The following is a 13,282-nucleotide window of genomic DNA, read 5'->3' as shown; positions in this document are numbered from 1 at the left end:
GGCTTAGCGCTACAAGCCCTCCGCCTTCGTGGCGTCCCACAGCGCCTCCTGCTCAGCCAAGCCGAGCGCCTCCAGCGGGGTGCCGCGCGCTGCGGCCAGCGCCTCCATGCGACGGAAGCGGCGCTCGTACTTGAGGTTCGCGCGACGCAGGGCGCTGCCAGCGTCGACCTTGGCCTTGCGGGCGAGATTGAGTGCGACGAACAGCACGTCGCCGATCTCGTCCTCCAACGCCTCGTGGCCGCGGCCTTTGGCGAGCTCGGCACGCACCTCTTCCAACTCTTCCTGCAGCTTGGCGATCACCGGTTCGGCATCGGGCCAGTCGAAGCCGACCGAGGCGCCCTTCTTCTGCAGCTTGAGCGCGCGCGCCCACTCCGGCAGACCGCGGGTGACGCCCGCCAAGGCACTGGTGTCGGTCTCTCCGCGCGCCGCGCGCTCGGCGCGCTTCTGCGCCTCCCATTGCGCCAGCGCGGCATCAGCCTCATCCGCGCTCGCATCGCCGAAGACGTGCGGATGGCGGCGGATCAGCTTGTCGCAGATGGCTTCGGCGACATCGGCGAAAGCGAAACGCCCCTCCTCTTCAGCCATGCGCGCGTGGAACACCACCTGCAGCAGCAGGTCGCCCAGCTCGTCGCGCAGTTCGTCGAAGTCGCCACGGTCGATGGCATCGGCCACTTCGTAGGCTTCTTCGATGGTGCAGGGTGCGATCGTGCGGAAATTCTGCTTCAGGTCCCAGGGGCAGCCGCCGTCCGGGTTGCGCAGCTGGGCCATGATCGCGCGCAGGCGCTCGACAGGGTCGGCGTGGGTGGGAATGGACGCAGGCATCGGTTCAGACCTCGAAGAGGGGATGGAGTCGCGGACACGCGTCGCCGCAGCGCGCGACGCCAGCCGTTCGGGGCGCGGGCGCCAGGATGAGGGAGCGGGCCAGCGCGGCGGACGCTGCTAGCAGGCGCCTGCCGGCAGGCGCTCTGTCGGCGGCGGCAGATGCCTCGACAAGGCCTCGGTCACAGCCACTCATACCAGCGCAGCTCAAGGTCGCCGAGCGCGATGAAGTCGGGATTGATCAGCCCCTCGCGCTGGTTGTAGCGCAGCGGCTGGCCGTCGAGGCCCAGCACCGCGCCACCGGCCTCTTCGAGCACGCACTGGCCTGCAGCGGTGTCCCATTCGCCGGTCGGGCCAAAACGTGGATAGAGATCGACCTGCCCCTCGGCGAGACGGCAGAACTTCAGCGAACTGCCCAGCGGCACCTGCAGGGGCTGCTGCAGATGCTGGATCATCACCGCACTCCTCGGGTCGAGATGCGAGCGCGACACCGCCACCCGCAGCGGCCGCGGCGCGGGCCGCTGCACGCTCAGCTGGATGTCCTCGCCCGCGGCAGAGCGCAACCAGCTGCCCTGCCCGGCCTGTGCCCAGTAGAGCGCCTCCAGCACCGGCGCGTAGACGACACCGAACACCGTGCGCCCCTCTTCGATCAGCGCGATATTGACGGTGAATTCGCCATTGCGCTTGACGAACTCGCGGGTGCCGTCGAGCGGATCGACCAGCCAGTAGCGCTGCCAGCTGCGGCGCTCCGTCAGGTCTTCAGGCGCGGACTCCTCGCTCAGTAGCGGAACGTTCGCGGCCAACGCGGCGAGACCATCGCGAATCAGCGCATGCGCGGCCAGGTCGGCCTCGGTCAGCGGGCTGCGGTCGGCCTTGGCCTCGACCTCGAAATCGCGGGCATAGACCTCGAGGATCGCCTCACCGGCGCGCCGCGCAATGTCCAGCACGGCCTCGCGGGCGGTGGTATCCAGCGCGAAAGCCAGAGCGCTCATGGGGCACCCCGCCGCTGCAGGTATTCGCGGACGATGAACATCGAGGCCAGCGAGCGGCCTTCCGAGCAGTCCTCACGCAGCATCAGTTCGTGCAGGCGCGACAGCGGCCAGGGGATCACCTCCAGCGGCTCGGGCTCGTCGCCTTCCAACTGCTCGGGGTAGAGGTCTTCGGCCAGGACCAGCGTCGTTGCATGGGTGAAGTAGGTCGGTGCCAGAGTGAGCTCGCGCAGCACGGTCAGCCGGCGCGCGCCGAAGCCGGCTTCTTCCTTGAGCTCGCGATTGGCCGCGGTCTCCGCATCCTCGCCCGGATCGATGCGCCCCTTGACCAGGCCCAGTTCATAGCGGTGCGGGCCGGCGGCGTACTCGCGCACCAGCAGCAGGGTCTCGGCGTCCTGCATGGCAGCGACGATGACCGCGCCGCGGCCGCGCGGCTTGGTGCGTTCGAAACGCCGGCGCGCGCCGTTGCTGAATTCGAGCTCCAACTGCTCGACCTGGAAACGCCCGCCGTAGTCGAGCTCGTCGATCGAGTGGATGGTCGGCAGCTGCGGCGGCGGCTTGATCGCGTTCACGCGCCCGCTCCTCGCCAGTCGCGGAAGGCCGCGAGCGCCTCGGCGTGCAGCTCGGCATTGCCCGCCAGCACCGTCGTGGTGGCCAGCGAGAGCTCGCCGCCGTCGAGGTCGCTGAACACGCCGCCAGCCTCGCGCACGATCACTGCGAGCGCGGCGATGTCGAGGATGTTCACGTCGGACTCGATCACCAGATCGATGCCGCCGCGAGCCAGCAGGTGGTAGTGGTAGAAGTCGCCATAGCCACGGGTGCGGCTGGCGCGGCGCACCAGCCCGGCCAGCGCGTTCCAGCCGGGCGCCGCAGCCAGCGTCTTGAGGTTGCCGGTCGACAGCGCGCTGCGCTCCAGCGGCTGCGCGGGCGCGAGCCGGATCGGCGCGCCGTCCAGGAAGGCGCCGCCGCCGCGGCGCGCCCAGGCCAGCTCGTTGAACGCCGGCGCCGAGGACACGCCGAGCACCAGCTCGCCGCGGAACATCAGGGCGATCTGGGTGCTGAACATCGGATAGCCGCGCACGAAGCTCTTGGTGCCGTCGATCGGGTCCACCAGCCACAGCCAGTCGCCGCTGCCGGTGGTGCCCTCTTCCTCACCGTAGATCGCGTGCTCGGGAAAGGCCGCCGTCAGCACGCGGCGGATCACCTGCTCGCTTTCAACATCGGCGCGGGTCACCGGCGACTCATCCGCCTTGGTGATGACCTCGAACTGTCCGCGGTAGTAGTGGCGAATGACTTCCGCAGCCTCGGCCGCCGCGCGCTTGGCGACCTCCAGCGCGTGGTCCAGGAACTCGGCTGTCGGCAGTTGCGAATGCATGCGCGGACTCACCCACCGACCCGACTGAGCTGACCGCGGATCTGCAGCCGCGAGCTGCCGTCTTCCTGCGGCTGGCCGATGTACTGCAGGGCGCGCTGCACGGCGGCATCGCCGTCGCGGGCGCGCAGCGTGGCCTCGGCGCTCACACCCTGCAGGCCGGCCGAGAAGGTCCCGCCCTCGATGGCGAGCGGGCCGCCGGAGTCGGTGACCGTGCCGGCAATGGTGCCCACGCCCTGGGTGGCGAAATCCGCGCGAATGTCGCCCAGGCGCGCGTCGGCGCTGCCAGCGACCATCGCGTCCCGCCACAGCGCGCTGCCCTCGACCTTGGCCGGGAAGTACTGGTCGACCACCAGCTCGCGCAGATCGAATTCAACCCGACCCTTGAACACCAGGGCCGGCACATCGAGCACCGCCTGCAGGCGCTGGGCATCGACGCTGGCGCGCATGCCGCGCAGCTGCAGGCTGCCCGGGCCGCTGAGGCTGACAAAGCCCTCGGCCTTCAGCTCAGGGCCGTCGAGCGTGATGTCGGCATCGATGCGCTTGGAGAACAGGGCCCAGGGCGAGAGCTTCCAGCTGAAGGCGCCCAGGGCGCGCTCGCGCACCGTCAGCGCATCGGCGCGGCCATTCCACACGCTGCCCGAGACGCCCTCCATGCGCACGTCGCGCATGCGGTCCTGGACCAGCCCCAGCGCGGTCGAAGCCGGAAGGAAAGCGGCGACCAGCCCCAGGATCAGGACCAGCACCACGCCAACCACAAACAGACGGAACAGCAGCTTCATCGAAGGCCCTCGGAAAAACACGGTGGTTGCAGCGGCGCAGTGGCCCAAATCCGAGCCTGTTTGGCGCGTCCGACCCAGGCGCGCCCCGCAGCGGAGCGCTTTCGCTCCCACGGGGTCGGCCATGACCTACCAGCGCCTCGACCTTGCCAGGACCCGGTGCGCGAACATTGAGGCCTCAACCGGGAGTGCAGCGGGGGCCAGGAAGCGCGACTCATCGCCGCTCCTCCAGCCCGATCCGCGCGTCGACCTGGCCGGAGGCGCCGGTGGTCTGCACATTGAACTCGGACACGCGCAGGCCCTGGCTGCGCGCGAAAGGTTCGAGCCAGGCCAGCAACGCATCGAAGCCGACCTGCTGGAAAACCATGCGGATCTGGCCTTCGGCCACCGGCTCGACGCGCAGCAGGCTGGTGCCGAGGCCCGACTCGCGCGCGCCGGCATCGGCCCGCGCCAGGAGCGAACGTCCGTCCGCCGCCTGCTGGCCCACGCCGGCGGCACGCAGTCGTTGCACCTCGGGGGCTGCGGCCTGCATCCAGCGGTAGCTCGCATCCTGCGCCGCCGCCTGCACGCGCAGAGCCTCGCGCGAACGCTGCAGGGGCAGCCACGCCAGCGCGTAGAGCAGGAGCAGGGCGGCCAGCACGCCGCCGATGGTCAGCACGCGACGGTCGCGATCGGACAAACCCAGCCACCAGCCCTTCATGCGCGGCCTCCACGCAGGCTGATACGCCCTTCGACACCCCCCTGCCCCGGCGTGGCCGAGGTCAGTTCGGCCGCCAGCCCGAGCCCGGACAGCGCTTCCCGCAGGCCGTCCAGCGTCGCCACATCGGGGGCGCGCAGGGTCAGCTCCAGGGCGCCGCTCCGGTAATCGATGGACTCCAGCGTGTAGCGGCTGCTGCCGGCCACGCTGGGCGCCACCCGCGCCAGCAGGGCCAGGGCATCGTCGCCACCGGCGCCGCGCAGCAGTCGCGTGTATTCGATCTCCAACTGGGCCCGCGGATCGACCACCGTGGTGGTGCCGGGCAGGGCCTCGCGCAGCAGGTCGGCCATCTCGACCCGCTGCGATTCGAGGCGTGCGGCGAGCTGCTGGCGCTCAACCAGCGCCTGGGCGAAGGCCAGCAGGACGGCGAAACCGGCCACGGCTGCGGCGCGCTTCAACCACGGCAGTGCATCGCCGCGCAGGCGCGGAGCGAAGGCACCCTGCAGGAGGTTCGGCCCGCCCGGACTCGCCAGCTGGCGAGCCAGGAGGGCGAGACGGGACGACACCGACTGCGCCTGCAGGGCCAGTGCGGCAGTCAGGCCGTCGAGGGGCGCATCGCTGCAACGGAGCAGGGTCCACGCCCGCGGCGCCGCGGCGCCTGCAAACAGTTCGAGAAGTTGGGGCAGCAGCGCCATGCGCTCGGCCAGCACGCCGCCCTCGGCGCCGCGCAGCAGGACCCGCTCGCCGCACAGCAGGATCAGGCCCCGCCCGGTCTCGACCGCGGGCAGCAGGCTGGCCTCGCTGTAGGCGGCCACGGCGGCGAGGCCTTTCGCTTCCAGCGTGGCCAGCGCATCGCGCAGGTACTGCGCATCGACCACGGCGAGCTCGATCGGATCGCCCGATCCGCTGAACGCGAAATGCAGCTGCTCCACCGGCGTGGCCAGCCGCTCCTCGACCGCGAAAGGCAGGGCCTGGCGCAGCAGACCCTCGCTGCGCGCGACCCGCGCGGCGCGGGTCGAGAGCACGGTCTCGGTCGGCAGCAGCAGCACGACCTCACAGCCCGGCGTCGGCCAACCGCGGTGCTCGCCGGCCTCGGGGCGCGCAAGATCCAGCCAGTTCGGCTCGCCCTGCGGATCAAGTTGGAGCAGCACGCGCTGGGGCATGGAACAGGCAGTCGGGGAAGGCAGCCGCGGACTGTAGCAGCCAGAGGCGGGCGGGAAGGTCGGGATTCTAGGGCAAGACGGATCAAGTCCCTGCTGGGCTTGCTCCGTGATCGCGCCGCCAGCGGCCGCGACAACGCTGAATTCTTCAGCGTGGTCCTGGGGCAACACCCCGCCCGTCCGCGCGCGAGTGGCTTGCCGTTGGGGCCTTGCATGCGCTCAGCGCGGCGACCACGCCCTGCGCTGCCGGGGACAGCCGCGCCCCGCCCGGGCTTGCTGCCGCCGCGGCGGCCCGGGTCTTGCAGGCGCGAGTCCAGCCCAGACCAGAGGTCGTCCATGCACACCCTGCGCGTTATCCCGATCGGCAGTTCCCTCGGCGTCGTGCTGCCGCAAAGCGTGCTCAACCAGCTGAAGCTGGGGCGCGGCGACGCTGTCTACCTGCTCGACGGGCCCGAAGGTCTGCGCCTGTCGAATCGCAACCCGGAGCACGCCGAGCAGATCAGGCTGGCCCACGTGCTGATGCACGAGCGCCGCGCCCTGCTGCAGCAACTCGCACTCTGAGCCGCTCGTCGGGCCATCGGAGGAGCATGATGCGATGAGGGACTGGGTGTGGCTGGATCGCAGCGTGGTGCTGACGCTGCAGATGGAGCTGCTGGAGGCCCATGGCGGCGAGCCCGGCCTGCGCGATCCGGATGCTCTCGACACTGCGCTTGGCGCCGCGCATGAGCTGGCCACCCTGGGCGGCGAGTTCGGCCCCGAGGCGGACATCGCCGCGCTGGCGGCGACCTACGGCCACAGCCTGTGCACGGCCAAGCCCTTCCGCGACGGCAATCGGCGCACCGCCCTGATCTGCACCGAGCTGTTCCTGCGCCTCAACGGCTGGCGGCTGGTGGCGAGCGAGGCCGACTGGCTGCTCACCCTTCTGGATCTGTCGATCGGTGCGATGGACACCGAGGCCTTCGCCGAATGGCTGCGCGAGCACCTGGAGCCCGAGCACCGCTGATCCGCCCGAGCGCCCGGGGCGGGCGGATGCGGAAGCGCGGCGCGCTGCTATACTCCGCGCCCGTTCGGCACGCTCTGGAACTCCATGGCCTGCCCTGCGCACCTCAAGCCGAAGTGGCGGAATCGGTAGACGCGGCGGACTCAAAATCCGTTTCTGGCGACAGAGTGAGGGTTCGAGTCCCTCCTTCGGCACCATGGGATGTGAATTGCCCCCCTTCCGCAGACGTGCGAAGGCGTGCGGAAAAGGCCGGAAAGGCCAGTAAAACAAGGGGCTCCCGCCGAAACGGCCGCAGGGGCTCCGGACGCCAACGGAAGGGAGCGCACCGGGGGCATTCCGCGTTGGTTGGGGAAGTTTTCGGGGGCATACTTGGGGCGCCGGCCGCAGCGGCCGAAAAATGCCCCCACGAGGTGCCCCATGCGCCAGCTCTCCGACATGGCCTGCCGAAAGGCAGCACCCGCAGACAAGCCGCGGCGGCTGTTCGACGGTCGCGGCCTGTACCTGGAGGTCTCGCCAGCCGGCGGGAAGCTGTGGCGACTCAAGTACCGGTTCGACGGCAAGGAACGGCGCCTGGCGCTGGGCAAGTACCCCGAAGTGAGCCTGACTGAGGCCCGCAAGCGCCGCGAAGAGGCCCGCGAGCTGGTCGCCAAGGGTATCGACCCGGGCCAAGCCAAGAAGGACGCCAAGGCCCGCAAGCGCGCGGCGGTCGAGAACACGTTCGAGGCCGTAGCAAATGCCTGGCTGGGGCGCCAGAACATCGGCGCAGTCACCCGCGCGAAGATCGAGTGGATTCTCCGCGAGAAGTTGAACCCCTACCTCGGCGCCCGGGCCGTGGGCGAGATCGAACCGCCCGAGCTGCTGGCGGCCCTGCGCCGCTGCGAGGCTGCCGGCATCCTGGAGACGACCCGCAGAGCCCGCAGCGTGGCCGGCAGGGTCTTCCGCTACGCCGTAGCCTGCGGATTCGCCCAGCGCGACCCCTCGCGCGACCTGCAGGGCGCTTTGGCGTCGCGCAGGCCCGTGAGTCACCCCGCGGTGACCGATCCGGAGACCTTGGGCGAGCTGCTGCGCGCCATCGAGGGCTCGCAGGCGTCTTTCATCGTGAAATCGGCCCTGCGGCTTGCCCCCATGGTGTTTGTGCGCCCTGGCGAGCTACGCAGCGCCGCTTGGAGCGAAATCGACCTGGAAAGCGGCACATGGTCGATCCCGGACGCCCGAATGAAGATGCGCAAGCCGCATATCGTGCCCCTGGCGCGTCAGGCGGTGGGGATCCTGCGCGAAGTGCACGCCGCGACCGGCCCGGACGGCTTTGTGTTCCCTGCAAGCCGCGGCAAGGGCCGCCCGATGAGCGAAAACACCCTGGCGGCGGCCCTGGCTGGCATCGGGTGGCGCGATCGGCAGAGCGCCCACGGCTTCCGGGCCACCGCGCGCACCCTGTTGGATGAAGTGCTCGGCTTTCGCATCGATTGGATCGAACACCAGCTCGCGCACGAGGTGAAAGACCCGCTCGGCCGCGCCTACAACCGCACGCAGCACCTGCCTGACCGCCGCCGGATGATGCAGGCGTGGGCGGACTATCTGGAGGCGCTGCGCGGTCGCCAGCGGGGCGCAAGGTGAGTTCAGACGAGGATGTTTCTAGCGTCCTTGGCGGGGGTCTTTCCTGTAGTCGATCGGGCCTTATCGAAGACCTTGAGGCGGTGTACCGGGACGCCCCGACTCTGAAGAGGGCAAGCGAGCTGCCGCGGTCCCAGCGCGAGGAATCTAGGGAGTTCCAAGCCCTTCGGTGCGCGATGGACTACATGCTCTGGCGGCTTCCCGTGCCTGATTGGGCCGCCGAGCTGTTGGTTGACGCCTGGTATGAGTTCGAGATGCTGAGGCACCCGTCCTTTCTCGCCGCCTTGGGCTTACCGGATCGAGACCGGCTTGGCGCGAAGTCAAGAAGCCGGGTCGCGCGCGATGCCGTGATCATGGTGATTTACAGGCACAACGTGCGTGGGATTGCGCTGAAGCCGTTCGCGTTCGAGGAGGCCGCGGAGTTCTACGGGCTTTCGGCGAGCGTCGTCGAGAAGGCGTATTACAGGATGCAGAAGACGGAACAGTTCCAGATGTTCGAGGCCGACGCCAAGGGCGAAAGAAGGCTCGAATACTGTTGCCCTTCGCCTGAGATGATCGAAGAAGAGCGGCGTCGCGGACGCTAGGCCCCGCTTCTCAGAAAGACGGTCGGTTTCTGAGAAGACTTAGGCGACCGTGCGTCCTAGCTTTTCCCTCACGCACGGCAACGCACGCGCCGTGAGCCAAGAGGGAAAGCACCATGGAAGTTGTTCCGTCGCGTCCGCTTCGCATCATCCGCCTGCCCGAGGTCGAAAGCCGGGTGGGCTTCCGCAAGACCGCCATCTATGCCATGGAGCGCGCCGGCAAGTTCCCGCGCCGCGTGCAGCTGGGGCCGAATAGCGCCGGCTGGGTGGAATCCGAGGTCGAGTCCTGGATCGCTGACCGCATCGCCGCCAGCCGCAGCGCGCCGAGGGCCGCGTGATGCGCGCGCAGGCGTTGACGTGCGGGCGCGTGCGGTGCGATGCTCCCGCCGTCGCTGCCAAATCAGCGGCCGGGATTGGCGTCCCGCAACCTACGGCGCATAAGCGCCCCTTGCCTCGCAGCGGCGCTTTTTTCATGCCCGCGCAGCGGCATGGCGCGTGCTCACCTGTTCAATGGTGGGCGGTGCGGGAGGGCCGCAAGGCCCGCCGGTCCGTAGGCCGGTACGCCAATCCCGCACCGTCCGCCACCCCGCGCCTGGCGTCGCGATGGCGGACTCCTGAACCCTACGGAGACCGCACCATGAACACCCGCACCCCGGCCGCAACGGCCGCAAGCACCAACGTCCCCCGCCCGCAGTGGGCCGGCCTGCTGCAGCACGCAGCGATGGCCCTGGAGGGCCGCGCCATCTTCGACAGCGAGAGCCTGGCCGCCGAACTGCGCGCCATCGCCGCCGCCCTGCGCGCGGAGGTGACGGCATGAATACCGACACCATCACGATGACGGTTTCAGACCTGCGCGACCTGGTGGATGCTTTGGAGATGGCCGACTATCGCCTCGCCGAGGCCGAGGCCCTGTTCGGCGCGATGATCGGCGAGACGCAGCGCGAGCAGCGCCTCCGCCCGTTCTACCTCGCGAGCCTCGGCGCGGACACCATGGACCGCGCGCTCGGCGACATTGCCGAACCGTTGAAGAAGCTCCGCGAGATGGCCCGCGCTGCGGGCGTGGTGGTTGGCTCGTGAGCCGCCGCAAGCCGAAGCGAAAAGCCCGCCGCGAGGCCCGCGCCAGCAAGCGCGGATTTGCCGAGCGCACCGTCCGCGAGCTGCCCGCGGTGCGCATCACGCCCGAGGGTCGCGAGTTCGTGCGGCCCGCTGTCGCCGAGGGCGCCCCCTCGGCGGTGAGGGTCCACAACGTCCGCACGATGCCCCGCACGCCGGCCCACGCGCGCGCCGCCCTGGCATCGCATGCCGCGTTCCTGGCGGGCGAGCTGTCCGAGGTGGTGCAGCAGCTGCGCAGGATCGAGGCCGACCCGGATTGCGTGAGCCTGTCCGTGTTCCGGTCCGTCTCCGAGCCGATCCGCCGCGCGGCTCAAGTGGCTGTGCCTGAGCTTGGCGACGATGTGCAGGCCCTGGCGCAGGCCCTGCGCCGATCGAGCCCGCCGCCGGAGGCCGGGTGATGGGCGCGGCTCTGCGGGAGGTTGAAGCAGGGCCGCTGGAACGGGTGCTGTCCCGGCTGAGCGGCGTTCGCCGCTGCGGCCGGGGCTTCATTGCGACCTGTTCTGCGCCTGAGCATAAAGACCGGTCGGCCTCGCTGTCGATCGCCGCCGGCGATGATGGCCGCGTTCTGCTGCATTGCTTCGCAGGTTGCTCAGTAGATGACGTGGTGGCCGGCCTCGGCCTGCAGCGGCGCGACCTGTTCCCGCCAAGCCTGCGCCGCGCCCACACGCCGGAAGAGCGCCGCGCGGCCTGGCGTGCCTCGCGTGAGGCGGCATGGGCTGCGGCCTTGGGCGTGCTGGGGCGCGAGGCCCTGGTGATCGAGATCGCCGCGGGTGTTCTGGCCGCCGGTGAACCGCTGAGCAAGGAAGACCTCGCCCGCCTGCGCGTGGCCTGCGAGCGTGTGGAAAGCGCGCGGGCGGTGCTGACATGACCGGCGCGGCCAGTGTGTTGACGGTGGTGGACATGAAGAGCGCGCGCGACCTGGAGAGGGTGGCGCAAGAGGCCAAGAAGCGCCGCCGAGCGGCCGACCCGCCCGGGGGTGACACCCGAGCCGAGGTGATGGTCCGGAAGGGGCGTGTGGACGAGACTACGACCAACGGTGAGGACGCGCTCCTCGCGAGTGGCGAGCCTTATTACGTGCGCGGCGATGTGCTGGTGCGCCTGACCACCGGCGCCGAGACGAAGGGTGTTCGGCGCCATGGTTCCGTGCCTTCTTTGGTGCAGGCGTCGGGGCCGATGCTGTTGGAGTCTTTCGAGGCTTCGGCTCGATTCGTCGCGGCCTTCAAACTCAAGGACGGCAGAACCGAGATTCGCCCGGTCGGCTGTCCGCCCCAGCTGCCCGCGGTCTACCTTAGCCGCGTAGGGCGTTGGCGGTTCCCGCCTGTTCGCGCGCTCGCGTTTGTGCCGGTGGTGCACCCCGATGGGACGATCGTTCGCGAGGGTTACGACCCTGTCAGCCGCGCAGTGGTGTGCAGCTCGGAGGATTGGGGACCAATCCCCACCAAGCCAACGAGGGCAGAAGCCGAGGCGGCGCTGCTGCCTCTGCGCGCTCTGGTGGGTGGCTTCGCGTTCGTGGATCCCAGCGATGAAGCCGTGGCGATCGCTGGGATGCTGACTGCGGTACTGCGTCCGTCCCTGAGCACCGCTCCCGGCATTGTCGTGACCGCGCCTGTGCGCGGCTCGGGCAAGAGCAAGATGGCCGACACCTTTGCCACGCTTGCGACCGGTAGACCCGCAGCTGCCATGTCCTGGCCCGTGAAGGAGGAGGAGGCGGAAAAGCGGCTTGGCGCTGCACTGCTGGCCGGTGACCCGGTGTTGAACATCGACAACCTAGACTGCCCGCTGCGTTCGTCTGCGCTGAACTCGGCGATGACGCAGCCTGAAGTCTCTATCCGAGTGCTCGGGTCTTCCTTCATGCCACGTGTTCCGGTGGCTGCACTGATCACGTGCACGGGCAACAACGCGCAGATTCAAGGCGACCTGACACGTCGCTTCCTGGTCTGCCACATTGACCCCGGCGTAGAGCGCCCCGAGACGCGGGAGTTCAAGTTCTGCCCGGTGGTGCGTGCACGCCAAGAGAGGGTGTCGCTGGTCCGTGCGCTGCTGACCATTGCGATGTGGGGCCGCACCGTCGAGGCGCAGCGCCCGCCGCTGGGCAGCTTCGAGGAGTGGTCGCGGCGGGTGCGCGACCCGCTGATAGCCTTGGGTCTGGCTGACCCGTGCGCGTGCCTGGACATCCTGCACCGCGAAGACCCCGAGCGCGAAGCCGCGGTCGAGGTGCTGACCGAGTGGCGCCGTGCCTTCGGTGACCGGGCTGTGACCGTCGCGGATGCGATCGTGGAAGCCGGGCGCGATGGCCCACTGCGCGGAGCGCTGGATGCGGTAGCGGGCGGTCCGGGTGGCATCAACCCGCGTCGGCTCGGGCGCTACCTGCTGCGCCAGCGCGATCGCCTGTTCGGCTCGCTGGTGGTGCGGCAGCAGCGCGACCTCGCGGGCAACGTTGCCGCGTGGGCTGTCGAACATCGCCGGGTTACCGGTTTATCGGGTTCTGATTCAGTCATACGTGAAAGGGAATCAGGATATGAAACGCTTAGGGGCTGATACCGAACCCGGTTTGCCGGGTAACCCGGCGACCGGTTCGGCCGATGGCCGGGGGTGGGTCCTCCCCTGCGCGACCCCACGCGGGTGGCATGGCCGCAAAACGCGACTAGGGCTAGGGCTCGGCGACCGGTTATGGCATGGGTGGGGGGTTATGTCCTCGGCGGTCCGGGTCCTCCCGGCAGTGATCGGGATGCGGGTTGCATGGCCGCATTCCCGCGCTAGTCATGGGGTGCGGCATGGGGCTGTGTGCGGTGCGAGGGGGGTTGTATGCCCCTGAGTTCTGGCTTCCTGGCTGGCTTCGACCTGGGCAAGCCGGCGCCGAGTCAAGCCGACTTCGGCCTGCTGGTCGGCCTGTCGCAGCAGCACGTCTCGCGTCTGATCGCTGCTGGTGTGCTGGTCGAGGGCGCATCGCTGCGCGAGTGGGTCCGCGCCTACACGCAGCGTCTCCGCGACACCGCCGCAGACCGCGCGCGCCAATCCTCGCCCGAGCTGCAGCGCGAGCGCCTGGGCCTGTTGCGCGCCCGCGCCGAAGGCCTGCGCATGCGAAACGCCGAGCGCATGGCCGAGCTCGCGCCGGTTGCGGTGATGGATGCGCTACTGGTCAAGACCGGCGCGCGCATCGC

General features: G+C 69.8%; 18 protein-coding genes and 1 tRNA gene. 12 read left to right on the top strand and 7 right to left on the bottom strand.

All coding sequences use genetic code 11. The annotated features are described in order from the left end of the window. Nucleotides 1–9: 9 nt before the first annotated feature. From mazG to gspL, 7 genes are all read right to left on the bottom strand, one after another. On the bottom strand, nucleotides 10–822 hold the full coding sequence (gene mazG, locus BLP83_RS00095) for a nucleoside triphosphate pyrophosphohydrolase (protein ID WP_176763931.1): 813 nt from the start codon (nucleotides 820–822) through the stop codon (nucleotides 10–12). Between the two features lie 179 nt (nucleotides 823–1,001). After that, complete coding sequence (gene cysQ, locus BLP83_RS00090) at nucleotides 1,002–1,811, bottom strand: 3'(2'),5'-bisphosphate nucleotidase CysQ (RefSeq protein ID WP_091237431.1); 810 nt, start codon at nucleotides 1,809–1,811, stop codon at nucleotides 1,002–1,004. Next, nucleotides 1,808–2,371 (bottom strand): ADP compounds hydrolase NudE, encoded by a 564-nt coding sequence (gene nudE, locus BLP83_RS00085; RefSeq protein ID WP_091239342.1) that lies wholly within the window; start codon nucleotides 2,369–2,371, stop codon nucleotides 1,808–1,810. The genes cysQ and nudE overlap by 4 nt, the downstream gene beginning before the upstream one ends. A 5-nt stretch (nucleotides 2,372–2,376) precedes the next feature. Beyond that, nucleotides 2,377–3,183 (bottom strand): inositol monophosphatase family protein, encoded by an 807-nt coding sequence (locus BLP83_RS00080; protein ID WP_091239340.1) that lies wholly within the window; start codon nucleotides 3,181–3,183, stop codon nucleotides 2,377–2,379. An 8-nt stretch (nucleotides 3,184–3,191) separates the two neighbouring features. After that, the gene (locus tag BLP83_RS00075) at nucleotides 3,192–3,962 is read right to left on the bottom strand and encodes a type II secretion system protein N (RefSeq protein WP_176763930.1); all 771 of its coding nucleotides are present in this window, start codon (nucleotides 3,960–3,962) and stop codon (nucleotides 3,192–3,194) included. A gap of 211 nt (nucleotides 3,963–4,173) precedes the next feature. Then, nucleotides 4,174–4,659, bottom strand: a complete 486-nt coding sequence (gene gspM / locus BLP83_RS00070) for a type II secretion system protein GspM (RefSeq protein ID WP_091237428.1) — start codon at nucleotides 4,657–4,659, stop codon at nucleotides 4,174–4,176. Further along, entirely contained in the window at nucleotides 4,656–5,819 is a 1,164-nt protein-coding gene (gene gspL / locus BLP83_RS00065) for a type II secretion system protein GspL (protein WP_091237427.1), read from the bottom strand. Before gspL ends, gspM begins: the two co-directional genes overlap by 4 nt. Nucleotides 5,820–6,152: 333 nt before the next feature. Here gspL and BLP83_RS00060 point away from each other — a divergent pair, with 333 nt between their 5' ends. From BLP83_RS00060 to BLP83_RS00005, 12 genes are all read left to right on the top strand, one after another. Next, nucleotides 6,153–6,377 carry an AbrB/MazE/SpoVT family DNA-binding domain-containing protein gene (locus BLP83_RS00060; RefSeq protein ID WP_091237425.1) on the top strand — a complete coding sequence of 75 codons (225 nt, stop codon included), beginning with the start codon at nucleotides 6,153–6,155 and terminating at the stop codon, nucleotides 6,375–6,377. A 34-nt stretch (nucleotides 6,378–6,411) separates the two neighbouring features. Next, nucleotides 6,412–6,819 carry a type II toxin-antitoxin system death-on-curing family toxin gene (locus BLP83_RS00055; RefSeq protein WP_091237423.1) on the top strand — a complete coding sequence of 136 codons (408 nt, stop codon included), beginning with the start codon at nucleotides 6,412–6,414 and terminating at the stop codon, nucleotides 6,817–6,819. 107 nt (nucleotides 6,820–6,926) lie between these two features. After that, nucleotides 6,927–7,013, top strand: a tRNA-Leu gene (locus BLP83_RS00050). A gap of 172 nt (nucleotides 7,014–7,185) precedes the next feature. Further along, complete coding sequence (locus tag BLP83_RS00045; RefSeq protein ID WP_245679923.1) at nucleotides 7,186–8,430, top strand: tyrosine-type recombinase/integrase; 1,245 nt, start codon at nucleotides 7,186–7,188, stop codon at nucleotides 8,428–8,430. A 173-nt stretch (nucleotides 8,431–8,603) separates the two neighbouring features. Next, nucleotides 8,604–9,011 (top strand): hypothetical protein, encoded by a 408-nt coding sequence (locus tag BLP83_RS00040; RefSeq protein WP_143006499.1) that lies wholly within the window; start codon nucleotides 8,604–8,606, stop codon nucleotides 9,009–9,011. 113 nt (nucleotides 9,012–9,124) lie between these two features. Next, the gene (locus BLP83_RS00035; protein ID WP_091237418.1) at nucleotides 9,125–9,346 is read left to right on the top strand and encodes a helix-turn-helix transcriptional regulator; all 222 of its coding nucleotides are present in this window, start codon (nucleotides 9,125–9,127) and stop codon (nucleotides 9,344–9,346) included. A 299-nt stretch (nucleotides 9,347–9,645) separates the two neighbouring features. Continuing rightward, nucleotides 9,646–9,825: a hypothetical protein gene (locus BLP83_RS00030; RefSeq protein WP_091237416.1), complete on the top strand. Its 180-nt coding sequence runs from the start codon at nucleotides 9,646–9,648 to the stop codon at nucleotides 9,823–9,825. Continuing rightward, complete coding sequence (locus BLP83_RS00025; RefSeq protein ID WP_091237415.1) at nucleotides 9,822–10,085, top strand: hypothetical protein; 264 nt, start codon at nucleotides 9,822–9,824, stop codon at nucleotides 10,083–10,085. The genes BLP83_RS00030 and BLP83_RS00025 overlap by 4 nt, the downstream gene beginning before the upstream one ends. Beyond that, nucleotides 10,082–10,519, top strand: coding sequence for a hypothetical protein (locus BLP83_RS00020; protein WP_091237413.1), 438 nt, complete (start codon nucleotides 10,082–10,084; stop codon nucleotides 10,517–10,519). Before BLP83_RS00025 ends, BLP83_RS00020 begins: the two co-directional genes overlap by 4 nt. Then, nucleotides 10,519–10,989 (top strand): hypothetical protein, encoded by a 471-nt coding sequence (locus BLP83_RS18825; RefSeq protein WP_091237412.1) that lies wholly within the window; start codon nucleotides 10,519–10,521, stop codon nucleotides 10,987–10,989. The genes BLP83_RS00020 and BLP83_RS18825 overlap by 1 nt, the downstream gene beginning before the upstream one ends. Further along, nucleotides 10,986–12,659 carry a hypothetical protein gene (locus BLP83_RS00010; RefSeq protein ID WP_091237410.1) on the top strand — a complete coding sequence of 558 codons (1,674 nt, stop codon included), beginning with the start codon at nucleotides 10,986–10,988 and terminating at the stop codon, nucleotides 12,657–12,659. The genes BLP83_RS18825 and BLP83_RS00010 overlap by 4 nt, the downstream gene beginning before the upstream one ends. A 267-nt stretch (nucleotides 12,660–12,926) precedes the next feature. Further along, nucleotides 12,927–13,282, top strand: a 356-nt coding sequence (locus BLP83_RS00005) for a hypothetical protein (RefSeq protein WP_218121157.1), incomplete at its 3' end; no start/stop codon positions are given.

It is taken from the genome of Aquimonas voraii (assembly GCF_900101825.1).
GTDB classification, from domain to species: domain Bacteria; phylum Pseudomonadota; class Gammaproteobacteria; order Xanthomonadales; family Xanthomonadaceae; genus Aquimonas; species Aquimonas voraii.
This window is presented reverse-complemented; position numbering and strand designations above follow the sequence as displayed.

Coding starts and splice junctions, on each gene's coding strand:
- gspM (WP_091237428.1), bottom strand. CDS start 4,659: ATGAAGGGCTGGTGGCTGGGTTTGTCCGATCGCGACCGTCGCGTGCTG.
- BLP83_RS00035 (WP_091237418.1), top strand. CDS start 9,125: ATGGAAGTTGTTCCGTCGCGTCCGCTTCGCATCATCCGCCTGCCCGAG.
- gspL (WP_091237427.1), bottom strand. CDS start 5,819: ATGCCCCAGCGCGTGCTGCTCCAACTTGATCCGCAGGGCGAGCCGAAC.
- BLP83_RS00025 (WP_091237415.1), top strand. CDS start 9,822: ATGAATACCGACACCATCACGATGACGGTTTCAGACCTGCGCGACCTG.
- BLP83_RS00080 (WP_091239340.1), bottom strand. CDS start 3,183: ATGCATTCGCAACTGCCGACAGCCGAGTTCCTGGACCACGCGCTGGAG.
- BLP83_RS00030 (WP_091237416.1), top strand. CDS start 9,646: ATGAACACCCGCACCCCGGCCGCAACGGCCGCAAGCACCAACGTCCCC.
- cysQ (WP_091237431.1), bottom strand. CDS start 1,811: ATGAGCGCTCTGGCTTTCGCGCTGGATACCACCGCCCGCGAGGCCGTG.
- BLP83_RS00060 (WP_091237425.1), top strand. CDS start 6,153: ATGCACACCCTGCGCGTTATCCCGATCGGCAGTTCCCTCGGCGTCGTG.
- BLP83_RS00075 (WP_176763930.1), bottom strand. CDS start 3,962: ATGAAGCTGCTGTTCCGTCTGTTTGTGGTTGGCGTGGTGCTGGTCCTG.
- BLP83_RS00055 (WP_091237423.1), top strand. CDS start 6,412: ATGAGGGACTGGGTGTGGCTGGATCGCAGCGTGGTGCTGACGCTGCAG.
- BLP83_RS00040 (WP_143006499.1), top strand. CDS start 8,604: ATGGACTACATGCTCTGGCGGCTTCCCGTGCCTGATTGGGCCGCCGAG.
- BLP83_RS18825 (WP_091237412.1), top strand. CDS start 10,519: ATGGGCGCGGCTCTGCGGGAGGTTGAAGCAGGGCCGCTGGAACGGGTG.
- mazG (WP_176763931.1), bottom strand. CDS start 822: ATGCCTGCGTCCATTCCCACCCACGCCGACCCTGTCGAGCGCCTGCGC.
- BLP83_RS00010 (WP_091237410.1), top strand. CDS start 10,986: ATGACCGGCGCGGCCAGTGTGTTGACGGTGGTGGACATGAAGAGCGCG.